We start from the raw sequence: 23683 nt of genomic DNA on the forward strand, positions 1-23683 counted from the left end.
AGTCCTTAAGCGTACGCGCATTCTCCTGAAATCCAGGTGCTCTTCATGGAAAGATCCGCGCCAAGCACGACGAAATCCGCATCATATCCCGGCTTTAGAAAGCCTTTCCGGTTCTCGATGCGAGCAGCTTGCGCGGGATAGGCAGATGCCATGCGCAGGGCCTCCTCCAGCGACAGGCCGAGATTGCGGTGCACGTATCGAACCGACGAGATCATGTCGATATCGGCGCCGGCGAGTGTTCCGTCGGCAAGGGTCAGCCGGCCATCCTTGCGCAGGATTTCGCGGCCGTTGAGCGTGAAGGATGTCATGTCGGTCCCGATCGTCGACATGGCATCGGTCACCAGGAATATCTTTCCGGGACCTGCCTTGGCCCGCAGCGCTGCCCCCATTGCCGCGGGATGGACGTGGATGCCATCGGCGATCAGGCCTGCATAAAGCGCTCCGGTATCGAGCGCCGCCCCGACCAGCCCCGGTTCGCGGTGACCGAGCGGGCTCATGGCGTTGAAGAGATGCGTGACCGTGCGAATGCCGGCCTTGGCATAGGCCGTCGCGACGTCGTAGCTCGCTTCCGTGTGACCGAGGCTGACGATGATGCCGTCGTCTGCGAGCTTTGTGACCTGTTCTTGTGTCACGCTTTCCGGCGCAATGGTCACCATCAGCACATCGAGCGCCCGTCCGCAGGAGAGCATCAGATCGAGGTCGCGATCCTCCATCGGACGGATGAGCGTAGGATCATGCGCTCCCTTGCGGGCAACGGACAGATGCGGTCCTTCCAGATGCAGTCCAAGAAAACCGCGAACGCCGCGGTTCTTCGCATCGATGCCGGCGGCAACGGTACGGGCGGAAATGTCCGGTGTGTCGGTGATCAAGGTCGGCAACAGTGCCGTCGTCCCGAACTTCGCATGGGCGGCGCAGATCGTGGCGATACCCTCGACCGTCGGCTCTTCGTTGAGGAGCACGCCACCGCCGCCATTGACCTGAAGATCGATAAAGCCCGGAGCGATGATCTCGCCACCGTTGACCCTTTCGATCTCGGGCGAAAGCGAAGCCGAAGGCTGGATGCGATCGATCCGGCCGTTCGAAAACACGACCGCGGCATTCTCATGCCATTCGGCGCCGTCGAAGATGCGGTTTGCGGTCAGGGCCTTGAGATCGGTCATAGGGTTTCGGTGACTTTGTTGAGGGCTGCCGGCTGATCGGGATCAAACCCCTTCGACCGCGACCAGGCTTCGACGAAACCGTAAAAGGGCACGATCAGCGCCAGCGCGTCGGTCAGCGGATGGCCGGTTGCGACAAAGGGAAGCTTTCGGGCAGCCGTGACCTTGTCGGAGGTCGCGTAGGCGAGCGCGCCCTTGGCCGCGAAATTGTCTGCGATCTGCACCGCGGAAGCTTCCGCCGCGTCCCTCGCGGCAAAGGTCAGTACCGGAAAGCGCTTTTCGACGAGCGCCACCGGACCATGCAGGACTTCGGCCGCAGAATAGGCCTCCGCATGCATGTTGGACGTTTCCTTGAATTTGAGCGCAGCCTCGCTGGCGATTGCTAGCGCCGGGCCACGGCCGAGCATATAGAGCGAATCAGCGTCGCCGAGTTCGCTCGCAAACGCGCTCCAGTCGAGCTTGATGGCTTCATCGAAATGGCCGGGCATGGCGCGAACCGCCGCCTTCAGCCCGTCGTCACCGGTCCATTCGGAGAGAAGGGCGAGACCGGCGACAATCGAGCTGACGAAGGACTTGGTTGCCGCAACGGCAATTTCCGGACCCGCATTGATGTCGACCCCATAAAGCGATGCCTCGGTGATCGGCGACGGGAGCGTATTGGTGAGCGCAATCGTGACCGCTCCTGACCGGGTCGCAGCCTCCGCCATCGCGACGATGTCGGGGCTCTTGCCGGACTGGGAGATGGCGATCGCAGCGCCACCGCCAAGCTGCAGATTGGCACCGTAGATCGAGGCGAGCGATGGTCCGAGCGAGGCAACCGGGCGTCCCGCCGTCAGCTCGATCGCATATTTGATAAAGGTCGCGGCATGGTCCGAGGAACCGCGCGCGATCGTTACCAGGAAGGCCGGATCCTTGTCGCGCAGGGCCTTGCCGGCCTTGGCAATGTCTGCCGCCGAACGGTCGAGCAATCGGGCTGTCGCCTCCGGTATCTCGTCGATTTCCTGGCGCATATGGGTCTTCATCGTCATCCTCGTCTGATCAGCTGTCGCCAAGCGAAAGCTCGGCCACGAAATCATAGGCATCGCCCCGGTAAAGCGAGCGGGTAAGCTCCACCACCCGGCCGGAGGCCAGGTAGGAAACGCGTTCGATCGACAGGCCCGCCGCCTCGATGGGCACTTCAAGCAGGCCAGCGTCGATCTTTTTCAGATTGGTCGCGGAGATCCGCTGGATGGCGCGTACCGGTCGCGCATCCTTCTTTTCAAGTTCCGCATAAAGCGACTGCTGGAGCGATACCGGGTTGGGCAGGAATTCTGCCGATATGCTGGCGCGCTCGATGGCAAGCGGCATGTCGTTCCCAAAGCGCAAACGTCCGATCCGGGCAACCATCGTGCCGGGTGCGAGACCCAGCATCATCATCTCTTCGGGCGAGGGATGAAACAATCCGCGCTCCAGCCATTCCGATCGGGAAACCAGGCCACGCCGTGCCATGTCCTCGGTAAACGATGTCAGCTTGGTCAGAGGTTGCTCGACGCGCGACAGCGGTTTTACCACGAAGGTCCCGGATCCATGGCGGCGGGTCAGAAGCCCGTCCCGGACAAGATCGTCGACGGCCTTGCGCACCGTGACGCGGCTGACGCTCGCATAGTCGGCGAGATCCCGCTCCGCGGGAAGCGCGTCGCCGTGACCGAGCTTGCCGGACCGGATCGCATCTTCCAGGCTCTGGCGCAGCTTGAGATAAAGCGGGCCGGAGCCGCCGGACTGCAGGCCGTCGAGGGGCAAGATGGCCGTCAGCGCCTCGCTCATGCGCACGCCTCCATCCGGGCTCCAGATGCAAAGGCCTTGACGGCCAGTTCGACGGCGCCGGTCATTGCGTCGGCCCGCGGCTCGGAAAGACGGAGCCTGTGCCTCTCGGCAAGATAGGGAGGATAGAGCGGTGCAAGGCCACCAAGCAGGCAGAGTTTTGCTTTGTCGCCGCTCAGCGCCATGACGGCATCGAGCGCTTCGTCGATCCCGGCAGCACCGGTATGGAGGATCCGCAAAGCCGTCTCGTCGCCACGGCGAGCATAGTCGAAAACCTTTGGAGTCTGACGACCGAAGTCGCCAGGCTTGGCCAGCCGCGCGAAATCGACGATCAGTTCCGGATTGTTGTCGAACTCGGCCAGGATCGCCTCGCAGAGCGGCGTCATCGGCCTTATCCGGTCGAAGGCAAGCAGGGTTTCCTGCAGCGCGAGCTGCCCGAGCCTTGCGCCGCTGCCGAGATCGCTCACCTGAAACCCCCAGCCGGCGATGGATCTGAACTGACCGTGGCTGCGGATGATGTAGACGGTCCCGGTCCCAACGATGCCGATCGCACCGTCTTCGTCACCGATCGCGCCCTGCAAGGCGATGACGCCGTCAGAAACGATCTGCGATCTGGCAAAGGGGAGACGTTCGGTCACATAGCCCACCGCGCCGCCGACATTGTTGCCGGCAAGACCCAGGATTGCAGATGCGGATGAAAGATCCGGCGTGAGCCCGGCATCTTCGAACGCCAGCTCTGCGGCTTCAGCAATATGCCTGAGGGCAGTGTCGGGATCGGTCAGGATATTGGAGGCACCGCTCTTGCCGCGGCCGAGCAGGGTGCCGTTCCTATCGGCCAGCGCCGCCCGGCAGCTTGTCCCGCCGCCATCTATCCCGATCACGTAATCCGCCATGGATACCTCCACGAAGAATGATACCAAAAAAATACCATTTACCAAGCGCGAAATTATTGATGCGGACAGAGCGGCGCTAACACGCTATTTTAACTCGATTATTAGTCCTAAACGCCAGCTGCCATGTTTCAGTTGGTAACTTTCGTTAATTTCCTGCTGGACAATTGGTATTTTTTTGGCATCATTTTGCTTGAGGGAGAAACGGATGAGCCAAACAGCCACCGAAGCCAGGCATGGGAATACGGAAGGGCTCGATACGCGCGCCCCGACCGAAATCCTTCGGCTTCTGGCGTCCGGTCAGCAGCAGGCGGCCAAGAGCGTCGATGCGGCGATCCCCGCTCTTGCGGATGCCGCGGAACTCGTTGCGTCGGCTCTGAGGCGTGGCGGAAAGCTTGTCTATGCAGGCGCCGGCAGCTCCGGCCTGATGGCCATGGCCGATGCGCTCGAGCTTCCCGGAACCTACGGCATTGCACGCGAGCAGATCGTCCTTCTTCTTGCCGGCGGAACGTCCGTCCTGGCTGACCTGCAGGGTGCGCCGGAGGATGATATCGCCCTGGCCGATCAGGATGCAGCGATCATTGCGGCGGGAGACTGCGTTCTCGCCGTGTCTGCAAGCGGCTCGACCCCTTACGTGCTGAAGATCGTCGAAATTGCCGGGGCCCGTGGCGCAAAGGTCGTGGCACTCGCCAACAATCCCGATGCACCCCTTTTTGACCATGCCGATGTGGCCGTCCTTCTCGAAACGCCGCCGGAACTGGTGGCGGGGTCGACGCGCATGGGCGCGGGGACCGCACAGAAGCTTGCATTCAACATGCTGTCGACGCTGGCTGCGATCAAGCTCGGTCACGTGCATGACGGACACATGGTCAATCTGCGCGCCGACAATGCCAAGCTGCGCACCCGCGCCGCCGGCATGGTTGCCGATATCGCAGGCGTGACTGCCGACGAGGCGGTAAGATATCTGCAGGTGGCGGACGGATCGGTGAAGATCGCCGTGCTTCTGGCTGAAGGCGCCCCCGATATCGACGCCGCACAATCGCTGCTTATTCGTTTCGATCAGGTGTTGAGGAAAGCACTTGCGGAACTGAAGATGACGGAAACGACCGAGACTCGCGCCGCAAGGCGCTAACCAATAAGGGAGAACAGCATGAACAGCCTGTTGAAAACAATTCTTTTGGCCACGACGGTGCTCGCGTCTGCGGGCGCAGCGTCTGCGGCAGATGTCACGCTCAACATCGAGAGCTGGCGCAATGACGATCTGGCGATCTGGAAAGAAAAGCTGATCCCGGCCTTCGAAGCGAAGAACCCCGGCATCAAGCTCAACTTCTCGCCGACCGCGCCGACCGAGTACAATGCCTCGCTCAACGCCAAGCTCGATGCAGGCTCTGCCGGTGACATCATTACCTGCCGTCCGTTCGATGCCTCGCTCGAACTCTTCAACAAGAAGCAGCTCGTCGATCTCACCAGCCTGTCGGGCATGAGCAATTTCTCGCCGGTCGCCAAGGCCGCCTGGTCGACAGACGACGGCAAGTCCACCTTCTGCGTGCCGATGGCATCCGTCATCCACGGCTTCATCTACAACAAGGACGCCTTCGACCAGCTGAAGATCGCAGTGCCGAAGACGAACGAAGAATTCTACGCCGCGCTCGACAAGATCAAGGCTGACGGTACGTTCATCCCGCTTGCCATGGGCACCAAGGATCTCTGGGAAGCCGCAACGATGGGCTACCAGAACATCGGCCCGAACTACTGGAAGGGCGAGGAAGGCCGCAAGGCGCTGATCGAAGGCAAGCAGAAGCTGACCGATCCGGAATGGGTCAAGCCCTACGAAGAACTGGCCAAGTGGAAGCCTTATCTCGGCGACGGTTTCGAAGCCCAGACCTACGCCGATAGCCAGAACCTCTTCACGCTCGGCCGCGCGGCGATCTTCCCTGCCGGTTCATGGGAAATTGCGCTGTTCACCAGCCAGGCCCAGTTCAAGATGGGCGCTTTCCCGCCGCCGGTGCTGAAGGCTGGCGAAACCGGCTACATCTCCGACCATCCGGATATCGGCGTTGGCTTGAACACCAAGAGCAAGCATCCGGAAGAAGCCAAGAAGTTCCTCACCTGGGTTGCTTCGCCGGAATTCGCCGAGATCTACGCCAATTCTCTTCCGGGCTTCTTCAGCCTAAATTCGTCGCCGGTGAAGATGGCAGATCCGATGGCGCAGGAATTCGTTTCCTGGCGTGAAAAATACAAGCCGACGGTCCGCTCGACCTATCAGATCCTGTCGCGCGGCACCCCGAACCTCGAAAACGAGACCTGGGTCGAATCGGCCAACGTCATCAACGGCACCGATACCCCGGCCGTTGCCGCCGAAAAGCTCCAGAAGGGCCTCGACAGCTGGTACAAGCCAGGTAAGTGACAAGCTTACCCTCCCCTTGATGGGGAGGGTCGGCGCGACGGGCCGGGGTGGGGTGATCCTTGTGCGTGTGGTGTCACCCCCACCTGCAGCTTCGCTGCGACCTCCCCCTTCAAGGGGGAGGTATCGTGATCATGCTGCGCCAGCGCAAGCACCGAGAAAACAGGCAAAGCCATGAGCGACATCCACCCTTCATCTGCCCTGCAGCCGGCATCGATCAAGCGCCCGTTCCGCTGGCATATCGTCGTCTTCATGGCGCCGGCGCTGCTGGTCTACACGGCGATCATGATCCTTCCGCTGATCGAGACGCTGCGGCTTTCGTTCTACAACACTGTCGATGGTGCCCAGTCCTTCGTCGGCTTTGCAAACTACCAGGTCCTGTTCGGCGACGTGCGCTGGGCGCGCGATTTCTGGAATGCGCTCACCAACAACCTGATCTTCTTCGCCATCCACATGTGCGTGCAGAACCCGATCGGCATTGCGCTCGCAGCACTCCTGTCGCTGCCGAAACTGCGTTTCGCCGCCTTTTACCGCACCGCGATCTTCCTCCCGACGCTTCTCTCCTTCGTCATCGTCGGCTTTATCTGGAAGCTCATCCTCTCACCGATCTGGGGCGTTGCGCCCTGGCTGATGAGCCTTGCCGGTGCCAAATGGCTGTTTGCGCCCTGGCTCGGTCAGTCCGGGCCGGCGCTGATCGCGGTTTCCCTGATTTCGGTCTGGCAATATGTCGGCATACCCATGATGCTGATCTATGCGGCGTTGCTCAGCATCCCGGAAGAGGTGGTCGAAGCTGCCGAATGCGATGGCATTACCGGCTGGAGCCAGTTCTGGAAGATCAAGCTGCCGCTCATTCTGCCGGCGATCGGCATCATCTCGATCCTGACCTTCGTCGGAAATTTCAACGCCTTCGATCTGGTCTACACGGTGCAGGGCGCGCTTGCGGGCCCTGATATGTCGACGGATATTCTCGGCACGCTTCTCTACCGCACCTTCTTCGGTTTCCAGCTGCAACTCGGAGATCGCTCCATGGGGGCAACGATCGCAGCGGTGATGTTCGTCATCATTCTCGCCGGCGTCTCGTTTTACCTTTTTGCCATCCAGCGGCGCATGCGCCGCTACCAGTTCTAGAGGGCGTCCAGACATGTCCAACAAGGCACGCTCTTCACCGATCCGCTCAAGCCTCGTGCATCTGGCTTTGATCGCCTACACGCTGATTGCGCTGTTTCCGGTCTTTCTCACCATCATCAACTCGTTCAAGGATCGCAATTCGATCTTCCGCAATCCGATGCAGGTTCCCACACCGTCGAGCTTCAGCCTGATCGGCTACCAGACGGTTCTCGGCCAGGCGGATTTCATCGGCTATTTCCAAAACAGCATGATCGTCACGGTCGTCTCGATCGCTCTCGTGCTGCTGTTCGGCGCGATGGCGGCCTTTGCGCTGTCCGAGTATCGCTTCCGCGGCAATACGCTTCTTGGGCTCTATATGGCGATCGGCATCATGATCCCGATCAGGCTCGGCACGGTCGCGATCCTGCAGGGCATGGTCGCGTCGGGCCTCGTCAACACGCTCACCGCGTTGATCCTCGTCTACACGGCGCAAGGCATCCCGCTTGCGATCTTCATCCTGTCCGAATTCATGCGCTCGGTCTCCGACGACCTCAAGAATGCCGGGCGCATCGATGGTCTATCGGAATATGCGATCTTCTTTCGCCTGGTCCTGCCGCTGATCAGGCCGGCCATGGCAACGGTTGCCGTCTTCACCATGATCCCGATCTGGAACGATCTCTGGTTCCCGCTGATCCTTGCACCCTCTGAGGCCACCAAGACGGTGACGCTCGGATCGCAGATCTTCATCGGCCAGTTCGTCACCAACTGGAACGCGGTGCTGGCAGCCCTGTCGCTCGCCATCCTGCCGATCCTCGTCCTTTACGTCATCTTCTCGCGGCAACTGATCCGCGGCATCACGTCTGGAGCCGTCAAGTGAGTTCAACCGAAAAGCCGATCCGCGTTCTTGTCGCAGGCCTCGGCAATATGGGCCGCAGCCATGCGCTGGCCTATCACAACAACCCGGGCTTCGAGATCGTCGGTCTCGTCAACCGCTCGAAGCCGACGCTCGATCCGGCCCTTGCCGGTTACGAGATCCACGCCGATTTCCTGACAGCCCTTGCCGAGTTGAAACCGGACCTCTGCGCCATCTGCACCTATTCGGATAGCCATGCGGACTATGCAGTTGCCGCCTTCGAAGCCGGTTGTGACGTGTTCGTCGAAAAGCCGCTGGCAACCACGGTTGCCGATGCCGAGCGCGTCGTTTCCGCCGCCAAGGCCGCGGGCAAGAAACTGGTGATCGGCTATATCCTGCGCCACCATCCGTCCTGGATCCGCCTGATTGCCGAAGCCCGCAAGCTCGGCCCGCCCTATGTGTTCCGCATGAACCTCAACCAGCAATCGTCAGGCCCCACCTGGGATGTCCACAAGGCGCTGATGCAGACGACGCCGCCGATCGTTGATTGCGGCGTTCATTATGTCGATGTCATGTGCCAGATCACCGATGCCAAGCCGGTGGAAGTGCGCGGCATGGGTCTGCGCCTTTCCGATGAAATTGCGCCCGACATGTATAATTACGGCCACCTTCAGGTGATCTTCGATGACAAGTCGGTCGGCTGGTACGAGGCGGGCTGGGGGCCGATGATCTCCGAAACTGCGTTCTTCGTGAAGGACGTGATGTCGCCGAAAGGCTCGGTCTCCATCGTAATGGACCCCAATGCCAAGTCCGACGATATCGACACGCATACCAAAACCTCCGTCATCCGCCTTCACAGCGCCGAGACGGGCCCGGACGGCAGGTTCATCAGGCCCGACGAGGATATGACGATGGCGGGCGAGCCCGGCCATCAGGAGCTTTGCGATTTTGAGCAGGCCTATATGCTGAAGGCGATCCGCGAGGATATCGATCTGACCAGGCACATGGATGATGCGGTCCAGTCGCTGCGCATCTGCCTTGCGGCGGATGAAAGCGCAAGGACCGGCAAGCCAATCTATCTCTGAAAGCAACGCAAGCAAGACAGCCGGGCGGACAAACGTCCGCGATTGCACCAAACGACAGAAGTGGGAATACGCTCGTGGGTTCGCTGCAACTGAAATCCATCCGAAAGGCCTTCGGCGATCATGAAGTGCTGAAGGGCATCGACCTCGAGGTTCAGGATGGCGAGTTCGTCATCTTCGTGGGTCCATCCGGCTGCGGCAAGTCCACGCTGCTGCGGGTCATTGCAGGCCTTGAAGATGCGTCATCGGGCTCGATCCGGATCGACGACCAAGAAATGGCAACCACCCCGCCCGCCAAGCGCGGCATCGCCATGGTCTTCCAGTCCTACGCGCTCTACCCGCATCTGACGGTGAAGGACAATATGGGCCTCGGACTGAAACAGGCAGGAACGGACAAGGCCGAGATCGAGACGCGGGTGTCGAATGCCTCGTCGCTCCTATCGCTCGATCCCTATCTCGCCCGTCGTCCGGCGGAACTGTCCGGCGGCCAGCGCCAGCGCGTCGCGATCGGCCGTGCCATCGTGCGTGAACCGAAACTCTTCCTGTTTGACGAGCCGCTGTCCAACCTCGACGCGGCGCTGCGCGTGCAGACCCGGCTCGAGATCGCCCGCCTGCACCGGCGCCTCAAGGCAACGATGATCTACGTCACCCACGACCAGGTCGAGGCGATGACGCTCGCCGACAAGATCGTCGTCCTCAGCGCCGGCGCGATCGAGCAGGTGGGGTCTCCGATGGAGCTCTACAACAAGCCCGCCAACGTCTTCGTCGCCGGTTTCATCGGCTCGCCGCAGATGAACTTTATCCCGGGCGAGACGCTTTCCGAAAGCGGCATCAAGACCATCGGCATCCGGCCGGAGCATATCGCTCTGTCGCGAGAAAGCGGCGACTGGAAGGCCAAGGTAGTCCATGCCGAGCACCTCGGCGCCGATACCATCCTCTATCTCGAAACCGAGACGGCGGGCCTCATCACGGTCCGTCTGTTCGGCGAGCATCGCTATGGTCCAGACGACATCGTCTTTGCCACACCGGATAAGGCCTCGCTGCACCGGTTCGACGAAAACGACAAGGCGATCGGTTAACCTTTAAATCGGCCGTAACCAGTTCCGTGTTCCACTACCTCCAATGCGGGAAAGCGAACCTTTGCGCTCCTTCCGCGTTATGGGGATGGAGGAAACGGCAATGACGGTAATTTTAATTCTGATTGCAGCGATCGCCACTCTCGCAGGGACCGGCGCCCTGGTGGTTCGCCAGATCGCGGATGCTCGCCGCCAGCAGTACCAGGACGAGGTTCTGGCCTCAGATCTCGGCTATCTGCGCGAAGTCGAGCGCACCAAGAAGCGCTTCCGGCACGCGGCCCACAAAACCCGCAAACTCGCCGCCCGCCGCACCCGGATCCATCAGACGAAAGCTGCGCACAGCACAGCCGCGTACTTCGCGAATTAAGCCTTGGTGTCACAAGGTAGGCTTTGCGATGGAGGTCGCTAGCTGACAGTACGTGCAAACTGGCTCGCGAACTTGACGTTGTATGCGTGGAGATCGCCTTCGGGCGTGATCACCAACTCGGTGATGTTGGCGCGCTGGAAGGTGTCGTCAGCGGTTCGATCGTTGATCTTCAGACTTACGGTCAGCGCGCCGTCGATTGTATCGATCAGCTTGTAATCGTAAGCGATTTTTTCGCCGAAGCAGATGATCTTGCTGCCCTCGACTATCAACACCGAATTTGAGTCTTCCACGTCCGTCCACCGGCCCTGCATTTCTGCAGGAAATGGTGCATCACGTTCGAGCCGATCCATCACTGACCTTTCGATGCAAGTTGGTGCCGTCGTTTCACTCGACGATGGGTGCAGCAATCGTGAAGAGACCGAGTGTGTAAGCGCACCGGGGTATCAAAAACCTTCGGCGGCTTTCAATACTTCATTCTGAGATTGTTCAATCAAAGGAAAAGATTTGGTGGAGCTAAGCGGGATCGAACCGCTGACCTCTTGCATGCCATGCAAGCGCTCTCCCAGCTGAGCTATAGCCCCATCAGGGTGGTCCGGGTTTTTCCGGTCCTTGGGAACTCCGAAGCAGCGATGCTGACCGGAGTGGCGGCTTATTACGTCCGGTTTTCGGAGAGTGCAAGCCTGTTTTTCAAAGCCCGGCAATTTTTCTTCAAATTACCGGGCTTTAGTTCAATAAATCAATTCTCGTCGTCGTCGCCGCCGACGCCCACGATGCCGGTCACGTCGTCGTCTTCATCGTCTTCGTCGGCTTCGAGGAACGTGTTGTCGTCATCGTCGCCGATATCGACGTCATCGTCGTCGCCCAGATCCGGGATGTCGTCGCCGGTTGCCGCATCGTCGGTGTCGTCGGCTGCGACGGGCTCGACAGTTGGGTTCTCGACATCGACTTCCTCGACGTCTTCTTCTTCCGCCTGCTCCAGCTTTGCAGCGGCGCTGTTTTCGGCGAAGAACGACAACGGCCAGGATTTGCCGCTATAGGGGGAAACGACGGGATCGCGGTTCAGATCGTAAAACTTCTTGCCGGTATCCGGGTCGGTGCGCTTGGTTCCGAGTTCCGCTTTAGCCACTATCAAAGCCTCATGAGATGGCCGAACAGGTCGGCGAAGCCGCATAAAGCGGCAATCAATGGGTGAAAAATCTAAGCCGGTCCCCATAAGGCCTGACGGGCTCCATGTCAAAGACTAACTTTTCCTGAATTCCTTGGCAGGCAGGCTAATGACCCGCCTTTTGCTTTGTGATAACGACGGCGGAAATCAAAGGCATACGAGCAAGGACCGATCATGTCGCATGGGATTGCCCTCAAACCGGCAAAGTCGAGAAGATCGACAAACCTCACCGGGACCGTCCGCATCCCGGGCGACAAGTCCATCTCTCATCGTTCCTTCATGTTCGGTGGGCTGGCTGCCGGCGAGACGCGGATCACCGGCCTGTTGGAAGGCGAAGACGTCATCAATACCGGCAGGGCCATGCGTGCCATGGGTGCGAAGATCGAAAAGGTCGGCGCTGAGTGGATCATCCAGGGCACCGGCAACGGCGCGCTGCTGGCACCACAGGCGCCTCTCGATTTCGGCAATGCCGGCACCGGCTGCCGCCTGACGATGGGTCTGGTCGGCGTCTACGATTTCGAGTCCACCTTTATCGGCGATGCCTCGCTGTCCAAGCGGCCGATGGGCCGGGTGCTCGATCCATTGCGCGAGATGGGGGTTCAGGTGACCTCGATGGACGGCGACAGGCTGCCCGTCACGCTGCGCGGCCCACGCACGCCCAACCCCATCGTCTACCGCGTGCCGATGGCCTCGGCGCAGGTCAAGTCCGCAGTACTGCTTGCCGGCCTCAACACGCCTGGCGTCACCACCGTGATCGAACCGGTGATGACGCGCGACCACACCGAAAAGATGCTGCAGGGTTTTGGCGCTGATCTGACCGTCGAAACCGATGCGCACGGCGTCCGCACGATCCGGCTGGAAGGTCGCGGCGCTCTCAAGGGGCAGGTGATCGACGTTCCCGGCGATCCGTCCTCGACCGCGTTCCCGCTTGTGGCTGCGATCCTGGTGCCGGGATCGGACGTGACCATCATGAACGTCCTGATGAACCCCACCCGCACCGGTCTTATCCTGACGCTGCAGGAAATGGGCGCGGATATCGAGGTGATGAATGCCCGCAGCGCCGGTGGCGAGGATGTGGCCGACCTGCGCGTCCGCGGCTCCGACCTCAAGGGCGTCACTGTTCCCGCCGATCGTGCACCATCGATGATCGACGAATATCCCGTCCTCGCGGTCGCCGCAGCCTTTGCCGAGGGAACGACGACGATGCTCGGTCTCGAGGAGCTGCGCGTCAAGGAGTCCGACCGTCTCTCGGCCGTTGCCGAAGGTTTGAAGTTGAACGGCGTCGATTGCGATGAAGGCAAGGAAACGCTTGTGGTGCGCGGGCGTCCAGGCGGCAAGGGCTACGGCAATGCGTCCGGCGCTGCTGTCGTCACCTATCTCGATCACCGCATCGCCATGAGCTTCCTCGTTCTCGGTCTCGCATCGGAGCATGAGGTCACGGTCGACGACGCCTCGATCATCGCCACCAGCTTTCCGGAGTTCATGGATCTGATGACCGGTCTCGGCGCGCAGATCGAGAACCACATCGACGGAAAGATCTGAGGCCCACGCCAATGTACCAGCCGCCGCATTTCCGCGAAGACGATCTCGGCACCCAGCATGCGCTGATCCGCGCCTATCCGCTGGGCATGCTGATCACATCTGGAAATTCCGGCCTGCTGGCCAATCCGGTGCCGTTCCACCTCGATGGAGAAGCGGCAGAAAAAGGCGTGCTGCGGCTGCATCTTGCCCGGGCGAACAGCCAGTGGAAAGACATCCGCGATGGCGCGAGCGTTCTTGCTGTATTCCAGGGTGCTGACAGCTACGTGACACCGTCCTGGTACAAGACCAAGCAGGAGACAGGTAAGGTCGTGCCCACCTGGAACTACGCCATCGTTCAGGCCCGCGGTCCGGCCCGCATCGTCGAAGATGCCGGCTGGCTGCTTGCCCAGATCGAGGCAATCACCAGCCAGCATGAGAACAGCCGGCCCATGCCCTGGTCCGTCAACGATGCGCCAGACGATTTCATTTCCGCCCAGTTGAAGGGTATCGTCGGTGTCGAGATCGAGATCTCGGCGATCGAAGGAAAGTGGAAGGTCAGTCAGAACCGCCCGGTCGGCGATCGTGAAGGCGTTGCCTCTGGCCTTGATGATATGCCCGGTCAGAACGCAATGGCCGATCTTGTACGCCGCTACGGAGCTTCCCGCCTGACATGAATCCTGCAGACAACACTACGCCACTGGTGATCGCAATCGATGGCCCTGCCGCAGCCGGCAAGGGAACCCTGTCGCGCCAGATCGCCGAAACCTACGGCTTCCAGCATCTCGATACGGGCCTCACCTACCGCGCAGCGGCCAAGGCGCTGCTCGACCGGGGTCTGCCCCTCAACGACGAGGCCGTTGCCGAGACGATGGCGCGCGACGTTGAACTTGCAGGTCTCGACCGCGAAATTCTCTCGGCCCATGCGATTGGCGAAGCGGCCTCGAAGATCGCCGTCATGCCCGCCGTGCGCCGGGCGCTGGTGGAAGCGCAGCAGGCGTTTTCGAAGCGCAAGCCCGGAACGGTGCTCGATGGTCGCGATATCGGCACCGTCGTCTGCCCCGATGCACCGGTGAAACTATACGTCACCGCATCGCCTGAAGTGCGCGCCAGACGCCGTTACGACGAGATCGTTGGCCGCGGCGATGCCGCAGATTTCGACGAGATTTTTGCCGATGTGCGAAAGCGCGACGAGCGCGACATGGGGCGTGCCGACAGCCCTTTGAAGCCTGCGCAAGACGCGCACTTGCTTGATACGTCAGAAATGGGTATAGAGGCCGCGTTTCAGGCCGCGAAGGCGATTATCGACGCCGCCCTGAAAGGATGATGACCGACCGGATAACCGGCGTCGCATTCGAGCCCGATATCTTAGTCCTTGCGCCGGATTGCCTCTGAACATGACGAGGCGGGCTTGGATTTCGGGTGTGATCAACACGAACCCACGGCGCAATGTGTCCTTGATTGGACACGACCAGGAGATTTCATGGCAGTAACTAACCCGTCGCGGGAGGACTTCGCAGCCCTTCTCGAAGAATCCTTCGCAACCAATGATCTGGCCGAGGGCTACGTTACCAAAGGTCTGGTAACGGCGATCGAAAAGGACATGGCCGTTGTTGACGTCGGCCTCAAGGTCGAAGGTCGCATCGCGCTGAAGGAATTCGGCGTCAAGGGCAAAGACGGTTCGCTGAAGGTCGGCGACGAAGTCGAAGTCTATGTCGAGCGCATCGAAAACGCGCTTGGCGAAGCAGTTCTGTCGCGCGAGAAGGCTCGCCGCGAAGAGAGCTGGGTCAAGCTCGAAGTCAAGTTCGAAGCTGGCGAACGCGTTGAAGGCGTTATCTTCAACCAGGTCAAGGGCGGCTTCACGGTCGATCTCGACGGCGCTGTTGCCTTCCTTCCGCGCAGCCAGGTCGACATCCGTCCGATCCGCGACGTGACCCCGCTGATGCACAACCCGCAGCCCTTCGAAATCCTCAAGATGGACAAGCGTCGCGGCAACATCGTTGTTTCGCGTCGTACGGTTCTCGAAGAGTCCCGTGCAGAACAGCGCTCGGAAATCGTTCAGAACCTTGAAGAAGGTCAGGTTGTTGACGGCGTCGTCAAGAACATCACCGATTACGGTGCGTTCGTTGACCTCGGCGGCATCGATGGCCTGCTGCACGTGACCGACATGGCATGGCGCCGCGTCAACCATCCGTCGGAAATCCTGTCCATTGGCCAGCAGGTCAAGGTTCAGATCATCCGCATCAACCAGGAAACCCACCGCATCTCGCTCGGCATGAAGCAGCTCGAGTCGGATCCGTGGGATGGCATCGCTGCCAAGTACCCGGTTGGCAAGAAGATCTCCGGTACCGTCACGAACATCACGGACTACGGCGCATTCGTCGAGCTGGAGCCAGGCATTGAAGGCCTGATCCACATCTCGGAAATGTCCTGGACCAAGAAGAACGTACATCCCGGCAAGATCCTTTCGACCACGCAGGACGTCGACGTTGTCGTTCTCGAAGTCGATCCGTCGAAGCGCCGCATCTCGCTCGGTCTCAAGCAGACCCTCGAGAACCCATGGCAGGCATTTGCGTTCAGCCATCCGGCCGGCACTGAAGTCGAAGGCGAAGTCAAGAACAAGACCGAATTCGGCCTGTTCATCGGCCTCGACGGCGACGTTGACGGCATGGTTCACCTCTCCGACCTCGACTGGAACCGTCCAGGCGAACAGGTCATCGAGGAGTTCAACAAGGGCGACGTCGTCAAGGCTGTCGTTCTGGATGTGGACGTCGAGAAGGAGCGTATCTCGCTCGGCATCAAGCAGCTTGGCAAGGATGCTGTCGGCGAAGCCGCAACATCCGGCGAACTGCGCAAGAACGCTGTCGTTTCGTGCGAAGTCATCGCCGTCAACGACGGTGGTGTTGAAGTGAAGCTTGTTGCTCACGAAGACATCACGTCCTTCATCCGCCGCAACGACCTGGCACGCGATCGCGACGATCAGCGTCCGGAGCGTTTCTCGGTTGGTCAGGTTTTTGACGCCCGCGTCACGAACTTCTCCAAGAAGGATCGCAAGGTCATGCTGTCGATCAAGGCTCTCGAGATCGCTGAAGAAAAGGAAGCAGTTGCACAGTTCGGTTCGTCCGACAGCGGCGCTTCGCTCGGCGACATCCTCGGCGCGGCTCTGAAGAACCGCGGCAGCGAGTAATCGTTGTAGCTTGAAATGCGAAAGCCGCCGGATCGAAAGATCCGGCGGCTTTTTTCATGCCCGCTTTTTGGGGTCGCACCGTGGACTGTCGGCTCAGGCCCACCCTGCCATGCGCCAATAGAGTTCGTTCGGACGGCGATCGTCGGCGCTGGCATCCGGGGATGCGGCCTCCTCGCTGCCGGGATTGTCGTCGTCGGAAGGTTCGTTCCCGTCATCAGGGTGATCGAAAGCCTGGCCCTGGCTATGGTCGCCTTCGCCATCCTCGTCGATTGCCGTCACCGGCTGAGTCTTGCGGTTTTCGCGCCGCGGCTCGTCGTCCGCCATTGGGTAGGGGACAAACGGCAGGCCAATCGCCTCGCGCTGGACGAGCGGCAGCGGCACCGGCATCGGCTCGATGTCAGGCTCTGGCGCCGCCTCCGGGGCTCCGCTGGCTTTTGCGGCCGTGGTGTGACGTTCGTTTGCAATGCGCAGCAGATCGTCCTCGGCATGGGTTATCCCGGCCGTATGCATTGCGTCTATGTCCGGAGCACCCGCGGCAGGTTGACCCTGTCCGCCGGTATGTGCCACCGCCCCACTGCCGCCTCCGCCAAACAGGTTCTTGAAAAGCGCCGCTGTCGAATTGTCGACCGGAGCTCCTGTCGCCAGCAGCGCCGCCTGAAGCGCGCTTGGTGCTATCGCTGACACCAGTTGTGCCAGATTGCTTGGCCATTCCACAGCGGGTTTCGCTACCGGCGCCGGTTCGGCATCGCCGATCGGGATCTTCATGTCGGTGTCGAAGGCATCGATAACCGCTGCGACCAGAGCCCCGGTATTCGTCACGGTCGCGATGCCCGGCACGGCGGTTTGCGGCAGGGCTCCCGGCAAGACTTGCGGCATCGGCTTCGCATCTGCGGCTGCGATCGACACGCCTTGCGCAGGCACCGGGCTCGCGTCCGGCTTGACCGGAACGGCATTTGGGACGGCGGGAGACGGCATGGCGGTTTTGGATTGAAGGTCGGCGGTTGCTGTCGAGAGACCTTCTGTTCGCACAGGCATCGGCCGCGCAAGAATCGCCTCGCGGGTCGGCTCTTCCTGCAGATCAACGAGCGGCGGCAGCAGTTGGGGTTTCTGAAGCTCCGTACCGGGAACCTTTGTGTCAGGAGCCGCGCTGGCTGACCCGCTCGTGGGTGGCGAGAACGGAGCGATAGCTGGTGCCGCTGCACTGGGAGCCGGCGGCGCTGCACTGGGAGCCGGCGGCGTTGCACTGGGAGCCGGCGGCGTTGCACCGGGAGCCGGCGGCGTTGCACCGGGAGCTGGTGACGTCACCGACTGCGATTTTGCTCCGATATCAGGCAGAGCGGCGGGGGATGGCCTTGGGTTCTCTGTACTTGCTGTGTCCGGAGAAGAACCGGGCAGAGGAACTGCCGGCGATGCGGGGCTGGGCGTCGAGGGCTGGAGCGCTGAGGGAGCGGCCGATGATGGGCCGGGCAACGTAGGGCCGGGCAAGGAGGGGCCAGACTGGGCAACTGCCGGCGGGACGCCGGGCCGCGTCGCAGGGGAGGGTGTCGCGCCGTCTTTTGGAAGGCTGGCGATTTCATTCTGTCGATAGGAGCTGACCGCTGCATTCTCCGCCTGATCGCTATCCGCTACCAGCGCTGCTTCGAGCGACAGGATCAGTCGTGCTGCATCGAGACCTGCAGGGTTCTTGAGAATTTCAGCCAGCAGCGACACGGACATGCCCTTGACCAACTGGCTCAGCGTCTTCTCAAGCGCTGCAACCTCGTCCGCACTCATGGACTGCACGGCGACAGTCAGGCGCTCTGCATAGTCTGCCAGCAGCTCGCCGTCGTTGCGCGGTATCTGCAGGATTTGGCCGATCGTTTCGGCGAAGATGGATGACCCGTAGGCAAGCTGCAACTGTCCGGAAAGCGACAGAAGGTTCAGGCGACCACCTGCAATCAGTCCATCGTTCGCGGACATCTCAGGGTCTGGTCCTGCGGATGCAGCGATCGGACGCGTTGCCGCAACCGTACGGACCGGAGAGAGTGGGTCGGCCTGCATGCTTTGCGTAGCACTGACAGGAGTCAGCATGGCGCGCTTCCATCTGTCGCGTGTGAAAGGAAGGGACAACTCGGCCGCACACGACCGTACGCGCAAGGAGCACGCCGAAACTGCGCCGCCATCTCATGGCGCACGATTTGCCGATCAGCAATTTTAAGCGCGCTATGGTTAAATCATCGCTAATCGCCGGATTACACGGGCCGATGATCAGCTATGCGCAAAAATGTCGGTCTCACCCCAGCCGAGCAGATCGAGCTTGGCTCGGGTCGGCAGGAACTCGAAACACGCCGTCGCGTGTTCGATACGCTCGTCGCGGAGAAGGCGCTCGGTCAGCTTGTCGCGGAGCGTATGGAGGTGAAGCACGTCGGACGCCGCATATTCGAGCTGGGCCTGCGACAGGGTTTCGGCAGCCCAGTCGGTCTGCTGCTGCGCCTTCGAGATATCGACGTCCAGCAACTCTCTCAGATTGTCCTTGAGGCCGTGTCGATCCGTATAGGTCCGCACGAGCCGCGATGCGACCTTGGTGCAGAAGACAGACGTGGTCGTAACCCCGAACGTGTGAAACAGAACCGCAATATCGAAGCGTCCGTAGTGAAAGATTTTCTGTCGGGCGGGATCGGCAAGCAGTGCGACGAGATTGGGAGCTTGCTTCTGCCCGGCTGCGATCCGGATGACGTCCGCGGTTCCGTCGCCTGGTGAGAGCTGCACGACACAAAGCCTGTCGCGGCGCGGGACGAGGCCAAGCGTTTCCGTATCGATTGCGATCGCGCCTGTGTAGCGCGCAGCGTCAGAGGCTGGAATATCTTCTTGATGGTACCGTATCGACGTCTTCATGCGTGTCTCCGCTGTCAGGCTCTATGCGGGATAACCTAGAGGAAAGCTCCGGCGGAAGCACGCGGCCGCACCGTCTTATCCCGGACAATGGCTATCGCTTGGCGACGACTAAGCACGAACGCGTGAGCAATTGCCCAGCAATGCAGCAAACGCATTGCTGCATTGCAGCAGAGCCTCTTGGCGCACCGGAAAGATATGGCTAGAAGTTTGGTCATCGAACGACGCACCTCCTCCTCCCAGTGTCGTTCGATACGGATCAGCAACACCCTCCTCCTCCCAGTTGTTGATCAAGTTTAAAGCCTGGCGCATCCTCCTCCCGCGCCAGGCTTTTCTCGTTTTATGCCCCCCGAAAATCTTCTGCACGACTGACGCTGCCTCCGCAGAACGCCTTGCTGCAGAATAAGAAAAAGCCAGCGCATCGCTGCACTGGCTTTTCCGGCATCGCGTTCGATCGTGACGTCAGCCCAGAGCTTCTATCGCCTTCATCACGTCGTCGTCGATCTTGAGACCGTGCTGGATGCTTTCGGCGCGAAGACCGCGGCCGCGCCGGCCGGGCAGGCGGACACCGTCCTGCTTTGCCATTTCGCTCGCCAATGCCGCAAAGCGTTCTGCCGCGCCGCCACCCGTCGTGGCATCCGGATCGATGACGATCAGCGACTGGCCAAGCGCCGGCGGAGGCCCGGTCTCATCGAACAGCGAGCTTGCCTGGTAGGAGTAATGCGCCCCGCCGATGCCGGCCGCCATCACTTCGACCATGAGTGCAAGCGCTGCCCCCTTGGCGCCCCCGGATGGCGCCATCGTTCCCTTGATCGCGGCAAATGCGTCGGTTGTCGGATTGCCGTCGGTGTCGAACGCCCAGTCGTCGGGAATACTGGTGCCCTTCTGGGTCGCTTCCATCACCTTGCCGCGGGCAACCTTGGAAAGTGCTAGATCGATGACCAGCGGCTCGTCACCGGCTATAGGCGCCGCAAAAGCGATCGGATTGGTGCCGAACAGCGGCACCTTGCCACCCCAGGGGGCCATGGAGGCGGGCGCGTTGGCAAACATCATCGCAACCAGCCCCTGCTCGGCAAAGCGCTCCACGGTCAACGCCATGACGCCTGCATGGTGCGAACGGTTGATGGCGGCAAAGGTGATGCCCTGTTCGCGCGCAATCGCTGGAAGTTCCAAGACAGCGAGATCGAGCGCCGGATAGGCAAAGCCAAAGTTCGCGTCGATCGCAAGAACTGCGGGCCTTGGCCTGATCGCCTCAGGCCGAGCAGTGCCATCCACTTTGCCGGTTCGCACCTGTTTGACATAGGCCGGGATGCGGCGAAGCCCGTGACCGGACTGGCCGGCGGCTTCCGCCTGCACCAGGGCGCGGGCAACCGAGCGTGCGGTGCTATCAAGCACGCCGTTGGCTTCGAAAACGCCGCTCACCAGCGTTTCGGCTTCTTCAAGGGTAATCTGCATGGACAAGCTGTTCCGGGAGCGAGTGTTAAGGAGGGCAACCGAACCCGAAAGCACGGCTACTTGCACTCTACCGACTGAGTGACGAGGCTTGCAACACCTGCCGGTGCGATCGGAACAGGTGATGCGCGCCGAACGGCTGAGACGACGTAGTCGTCGATACGCGTATCTCCAGACGATCTGGCAACGGACACGCGCCCGATATTGCCAGCGCTATCGAAATTGAAGCTGATCGTCACGATCCCCTTCTGGTTGGACGGGCAGCGGCGGGCATTACGGGCTATCTTCGTGCGCACGCGGGTCATCCAGGTGGACGGTGACATCGTCGAGGCCACCGATCCGCTCGAGGTCTGCGCAGCGGCAGTGCGCTCCGACGGCTTTGCCTGAACCTTTGCCTGCGCCTTTTCCTTCTGCGCCTGCGGCTGACGCCGTGGCTTTTCTACCTTCTGGACCGGCTTCGGTGGTGGTGGACGAGTGACCGGCAGCGGGACTTCCACGTTCTCCAACGCTGCGGTGACCTTCTGCTCGATCGGATCGACAGGCTCGGGCGGCGGCGTTTCGACGATCTCCGGCGGCGGGGGCGTTTCCTCCGGCAGCGGCGTCTCGATCACGGGTTCCGGCGGCGGTTCGGGTGTCTCCTCAGCCACTTCCGGTGGCGGTTCGACCGGTGGCGGCTCCTCGATGGGTTCGACCTCTTCGACCGGCTCGGTCTGCTGGGTCTCGACCAGTTGCCGGTCTTCGGTGTCGGTAGCGATCTGCTCTTCTTCCGGGATCGCCGCCTCCGGCTCCGGCGCAAGCTCGATCATGATGGCGGCCTGCGGACCGTTGTCGGCAAGTTCCTCCGGCTCTTGCCTCATCAGAAGCGCTGCGGCGGCAATGTGGACCGTGAGCACAAGGATAGCGGCAGATCCCCACAGCGCGATCTCGCCGATCCTGCTCGCATATCCTCTGCGCTGCATGGCAAGGCTCATGGCGCGCCTCCGGTGGCCGGCGAAGCGGCTGGCGCAGGCGCTGCCGGTGCGGCGGGTGTAGACGCTGGCGCCTGTTGGGCACCCGACGCGGCCTCCAACCCGACCAGCGCAATCTTCAGGTAGCCGGAATCGCGCAGCAGGTTCATCACTTCCATGAACTGCCCGTAATCGACGGCCTTGTCGGCCCGCAGGAAGATCCGCGTATCCTTGTTGCCTTCGGTCTGACGGTCGAGATTTGCGGCAAACTGTTCGCGCGCGACCGGATCGTTGCCGATATTGAGCGACAGGTCGTCCTTGACCGTCACGTAGAGAGGCTCGTCCGGTCGTTCTGCGGGCTTGGCGCTGGAGGCGGGCAGATCGACATTGACGTCGACCGTCGACAGCGGCGCGGCCACCATGAAAATGATCAGGAGCACCAGCATGACGTCGATAAACGGCGTCACGTTGATCTCGTGATTTTCGGGAAGTTCATCGCCGTGATGTTCGCGAATTCCGCCTGCCATGGGTTTATTCCCCCGCGACCAGAGACATCGACGCAGGCCTGCGTCCGCCTGGCGGCACCTTGCGGAAATCGAGATCGCGGCTGACCAGTCGCTCGACACCGGCCGCGGCATCAGCCAGCAGCTGGCGATAGCCGGTGACCGAGCGGGCGAAGGCGTTGTAGATGATGACAGCAGGAATTGCCGCGACCAGACCAAGGGCGGTCGCAAGCAGCGCCTCGGCGATGCCGGGCGCCACGACCGCAAGGTTGGTCGTGTTAGACTGCGAAATGCCGATGAAGGAATTCATGATGCCCCAGACCGTGCCGAACAGTCCGACAAACGGACCAACCGAGCCGATCGAGGCGAGAATGCCCGTGCCGCGCGCCATGCGCCGTCCGGAATAGGCTTCGATGCGCGACAGAACCGAAGACACGCGCTCCTTGACGCCACCGGTTTCCGCGTAATCAAGAGCTGCTTCGGAAAGCTCCACCTCTTCCGTCGCGGCACGCAGCATCAGGGCCGCAGGCCCGCCGCGACGGCCCGTCGTCTCAAGCGCTTCCGGCAGCGTATGCGCGCCTTGGATGATTTTCAGGACACGCTTTGCGCGGGTACGGGCGCCCATCAGCTCCAGCGTCTTTGCGATCCAGATCGTCCATGTCAGTAGGGACGCGATGGCAAGGCCGATCATCACGGCCTTCACCACCCAGTCGGCCGCCATGAACATGCCCCAGGGCGAAAGATTGTGAGGAATATCGGCGCGTGCTTCGGGGGAAGGTGCACCCGTTGCAGCCGGAGCCTGCTCGATTGGCGTCACGGAGGGAGCAGCAGGTTCTGCCGGGGTTGCGTCTTGAACGGGTGGCGGGGTCTGCTGTGTCGTAGGAGCAGCGCTTGGAGGAGCAAGGGCCGGCGCCGTCTGTTGTGCCGGACCAGGCGCTTCCGGTGCAGGCGCCTCGACCTGCGCGACCGCATTTGTCGTCATCAGCATCAAGGCCGCAATCGTTGTCACGAGGGGACCGGGCCCGGCAACGCGCAACTGCTTCCTGTAGAGGTGAGACTTCGGGACAACGGACATGGCAGCGATACTCCGACTGGTCGCCGGAAGGCTCAGGTGGCCCAACGGCTCGATATCATTCAGCCGGTCCGAAAACTGAGGGCGGCGGCTTGCCGCTATGCGATAATAAACATGAGTGTGGTTGGCAACTATAATCGGGAGAGTATCGCTTAAATTTGACCGCTTCCGTCATGATTTTGTCCGCATGGCCATGCTGCCAGCTGCAGCCTGTCTCCCAAAGCTCCGCAAA

Annotated in this window: 23 protein-coding genes and 1 tRNA gene; 11 read left to right on the forward strand and 13 right to left on the reverse strand. The window is 61.3% G+C overall.

Features of this window, described 5'->3' with window-relative positions; genetic code table 11:
- Positions 1 to 5: 5 nt before the first annotated feature.
- Genes nagA through G6K99_RS00270 form a run of 4 tightly spaced genes read right to left on the reverse strand, consistent with a single transcriptional unit; the run spans position 6 to position 3850 of the window.
- Positions 6 to 1160, reverse strand: a complete 1155-nt coding sequence (gene nagA / locus G6K99_RS00255; RefSeq protein WP_174195386.1) for an N-acetylglucosamine-6-phosphate deacetylase — start codon at positions 1158 to 1160, stop codon at positions 6 to 8.
- Complete coding sequence (locus G6K99_RS00260; protein ID WP_244631334.1) at positions 1157 to 2185, reverse strand: SIS domain-containing protein; 1029 nt, start codon at positions 2183 to 2185, stop codon at positions 1157 to 1159. The genes nagA and G6K99_RS00260 overlap by 4 nt, the downstream gene beginning before the upstream one ends.
- 10 nt (positions 2186 to 2195) lie before the next feature.
- Positions 2196 to 2960, reverse strand: a complete 765-nt coding sequence (locus G6K99_RS00265) for a GntR family transcriptional regulator (protein ID WP_092664018.1) — start codon at positions 2958 to 2960, stop codon at positions 2196 to 2198.
- Positions 2957 to 3850 carry an N-acetylglucosamine kinase gene (locus G6K99_RS00270; protein WP_174195388.1) on the reverse strand — a complete coding sequence of 298 codons (894 nt, stop codon included), beginning with the start codon at positions 3848 to 3850 and terminating at the stop codon, positions 2957 to 2959. Before G6K99_RS00270 ends, G6K99_RS00265 begins: the two co-directional genes overlap by 4 nt.
- A 205-nt stretch (positions 3851 to 4055) precedes the next feature.
- On the opposite strand from G6K99_RS00270, the gene G6K99_RS00275 reads away from it, so the two are divergent.
- From G6K99_RS00275 to G6K99_RS00305, 7 genes are all read left to right on the forward strand, one after another.
- Complete coding sequence (locus tag G6K99_RS00275) at positions 4056 to 4979, forward strand: N-acetylmuramic acid 6-phosphate etherase (protein ID WP_174195389.1); 924 nt, start codon at positions 4056 to 4058, stop codon at positions 4977 to 4979.
- A gap of 18 nt (positions 4980 to 4997) precedes the next feature.
- Complete coding sequence (locus tag G6K99_RS00280) at positions 4998 to 6254, forward strand: ABC transporter substrate-binding protein (protein ID WP_062454219.1); 1257 nt, start codon at positions 4998 to 5000, stop codon at positions 6252 to 6254.
- Positions 6255 to 6425: 171 nt separating this feature from the next.
- Entirely contained in the window at positions 6426 to 7379 is a 954-nt protein-coding gene (locus G6K99_RS00285) for a carbohydrate ABC transporter permease (protein WP_174195390.1), read from the forward strand.
- Between the two features lie 13 nt (positions 7380 to 7392).
- Positions 7393 to 8235, forward strand: coding sequence for a carbohydrate ABC transporter permease (locus G6K99_RS00290; protein WP_062578546.1), 843 nt, complete (start codon positions 7393 to 7395; stop codon positions 8233 to 8235).
- The gene (locus G6K99_RS00295) at positions 8232 to 9296 is read left to right on the forward strand and encodes a Gfo/Idh/MocA family oxidoreductase (RefSeq protein ID WP_174195391.1); all 1065 of its coding nucleotides are present in this window, start codon (positions 8232 to 8234) and stop codon (positions 9294 to 9296) included. Before G6K99_RS00290 ends, G6K99_RS00295 begins: the two co-directional genes overlap by 4 nt.
- Before the next feature lie 74 nt (positions 9297 to 9370).
- On the forward strand, positions 9371 to 10372 hold the full coding sequence (locus tag G6K99_RS00300; protein ID WP_062454216.1) for an ABC transporter ATP-binding protein: 1002 nt from the start codon (positions 9371 to 9373) through the stop codon (positions 10370 to 10372).
- A 100-nt stretch (positions 10373 to 10472) separates the two neighbouring features.
- Positions 10473 to 10736 carry a hypothetical protein gene (locus tag G6K99_RS00305; RefSeq protein ID WP_174195392.1) on the forward strand — a complete coding sequence of 88 codons (264 nt, stop codon included), beginning with the start codon at positions 10473 to 10475 and terminating at the stop codon, positions 10734 to 10736.
- A 38-nt stretch (positions 10737 to 10774) separates the two neighbouring features.
- On the opposite strand, the gene G6K99_RS00310 is transcribed toward G6K99_RS00305, so the two are convergent.
- The 3 genes from G6K99_RS00310 to G6K99_RS00320 all read right to left on the reverse strand — a co-directional run bounded on the left by G6K99_RS00310 (position 10775) and on the right by G6K99_RS00320 (position 11862).
- Positions 10775 to 11086, reverse strand: a complete 312-nt coding sequence (locus G6K99_RS00310; protein ID WP_174195393.1) for a hypothetical protein — start codon at positions 11084 to 11086, stop codon at positions 10775 to 10777.
- A gap of 155 nt (positions 11087 to 11241) precedes the next feature.
- Positions 11242 to 11317, reverse strand: a tRNA-Ala gene (locus G6K99_RS00315).
- A gap of 155 nt (positions 11318 to 11472) precedes the next feature.
- Entirely contained in the window at positions 11473 to 11862 is a 390-nt protein-coding gene (locus G6K99_RS00320) for a TIGR02300 family protein (RefSeq protein WP_174195394.1), read from the reverse strand.
- 213 nt (positions 11863 to 12075) lie between these two features.
- On the opposite strand from G6K99_RS00320, the gene aroA reads away from it, so the two are divergent.
- The 4 genes from aroA (at position 12076) to rpsA (ending at position 16606) form a co-directional block, all read left to right on the forward strand.
- Positions 12076 to 13443 (forward strand): 3-phosphoshikimate 1-carboxyvinyltransferase, encoded by a 1368-nt coding sequence (gene aroA / locus G6K99_RS00325; protein WP_174195395.1) that lies wholly within the window; start codon positions 12076 to 12078, stop codon positions 13441 to 13443.
- 11 nt (positions 13444 to 13454) lie between these two features.
- Positions 13455 to 14096 carry an FMN-binding negative transcriptional regulator gene (locus G6K99_RS00330; RefSeq protein ID WP_174195396.1) on the forward strand — a complete coding sequence of 214 codons (642 nt, stop codon included), beginning with the start codon at positions 13455 to 13457 and terminating at the stop codon, positions 14094 to 14096.
- Entirely contained in the window at positions 14093 to 14746 is a 654-nt protein-coding gene (gene cmk / locus G6K99_RS00335) for a (d)CMP kinase (RefSeq protein WP_174195397.1), read from the forward strand. The genes G6K99_RS00330 and cmk overlap by 4 nt, the downstream gene beginning before the upstream one ends.
- A gap of 156 nt (positions 14747 to 14902) precedes the next feature.
- Complete coding sequence (gene rpsA, locus G6K99_RS00340; RefSeq protein WP_062454210.1) at positions 14903 to 16606, forward strand: 30S ribosomal protein S1; 1704 nt, start codon at positions 14903 to 14905, stop codon at positions 16604 to 16606.
- Between the two features lie 93 nt (positions 16607 to 16699).
- Here rpsA and G6K99_RS00345 read toward each other — a convergent pair whose 3' ends face one another.
- The 6 genes from G6K99_RS00345 to exbB all read right to left on the reverse strand — a co-directional run bounded on the left by G6K99_RS00345 (position 16700) and on the right by exbB (position 23367).
- Entirely contained in the window at positions 16700 to 18565 is a 1866-nt protein-coding gene (locus G6K99_RS00345) for a hypothetical protein (RefSeq protein WP_174195398.1), read from the reverse strand.
- A 288-nt stretch (positions 18566 to 18853) separates the two neighbouring features.
- Positions 18854 to 19480, reverse strand: a complete 627-nt coding sequence (locus G6K99_RS00350; RefSeq protein ID WP_174195399.1) for a ribonuclease D — start codon at positions 19478 to 19480, stop codon at positions 18854 to 18856.
- 459 nt (positions 19481 to 19939) lie between these two features.
- On the reverse strand, positions 19940 to 20932 hold the full coding sequence (locus tag G6K99_RS00355) for an Ldh family oxidoreductase (protein WP_174195400.1): 993 nt from the start codon (positions 20930 to 20932) through the stop codon (positions 19940 to 19942).
- Between the two features lie 56 nt (positions 20933 to 20988).
- Positions 20989 to 21900: an energy transducer TonB gene (locus tag G6K99_RS00360; RefSeq protein ID WP_174195401.1), complete on the reverse strand. Its 912-nt coding sequence runs from the start codon at positions 21898 to 21900 to the stop codon at positions 20989 to 20991.
- Positions 21897 to 22403, reverse strand: a complete 507-nt coding sequence (gene exbD, locus G6K99_RS00365; RefSeq protein ID WP_062454205.1) for a TonB system transport protein ExbD — start codon at positions 22401 to 22403, stop codon at positions 21897 to 21899. Before exbD ends, G6K99_RS00360 begins: the two co-directional genes overlap by 4 nt.
- Before the next feature lie 4 nt (positions 22404 to 22407).
- Positions 22408 to 23367, reverse strand: coding sequence for a tonB-system energizer ExbB (gene exbB / locus G6K99_RS00370; protein WP_244631363.1), 960 nt, complete (start codon positions 23365 to 23367; stop codon positions 22408 to 22410).
- Positions 23368 to 23683: the final 316 nt, after the last annotated feature.

The organism is Neorhizobium sp. AL 9.2.2, assembly GCF_013317225.1.
Classification (GTDB): domain Bacteria; phylum Pseudomonadota; class Alphaproteobacteria; order Rhizobiales; family Rhizobiaceae; genus Neorhizobium; species Neorhizobium soli.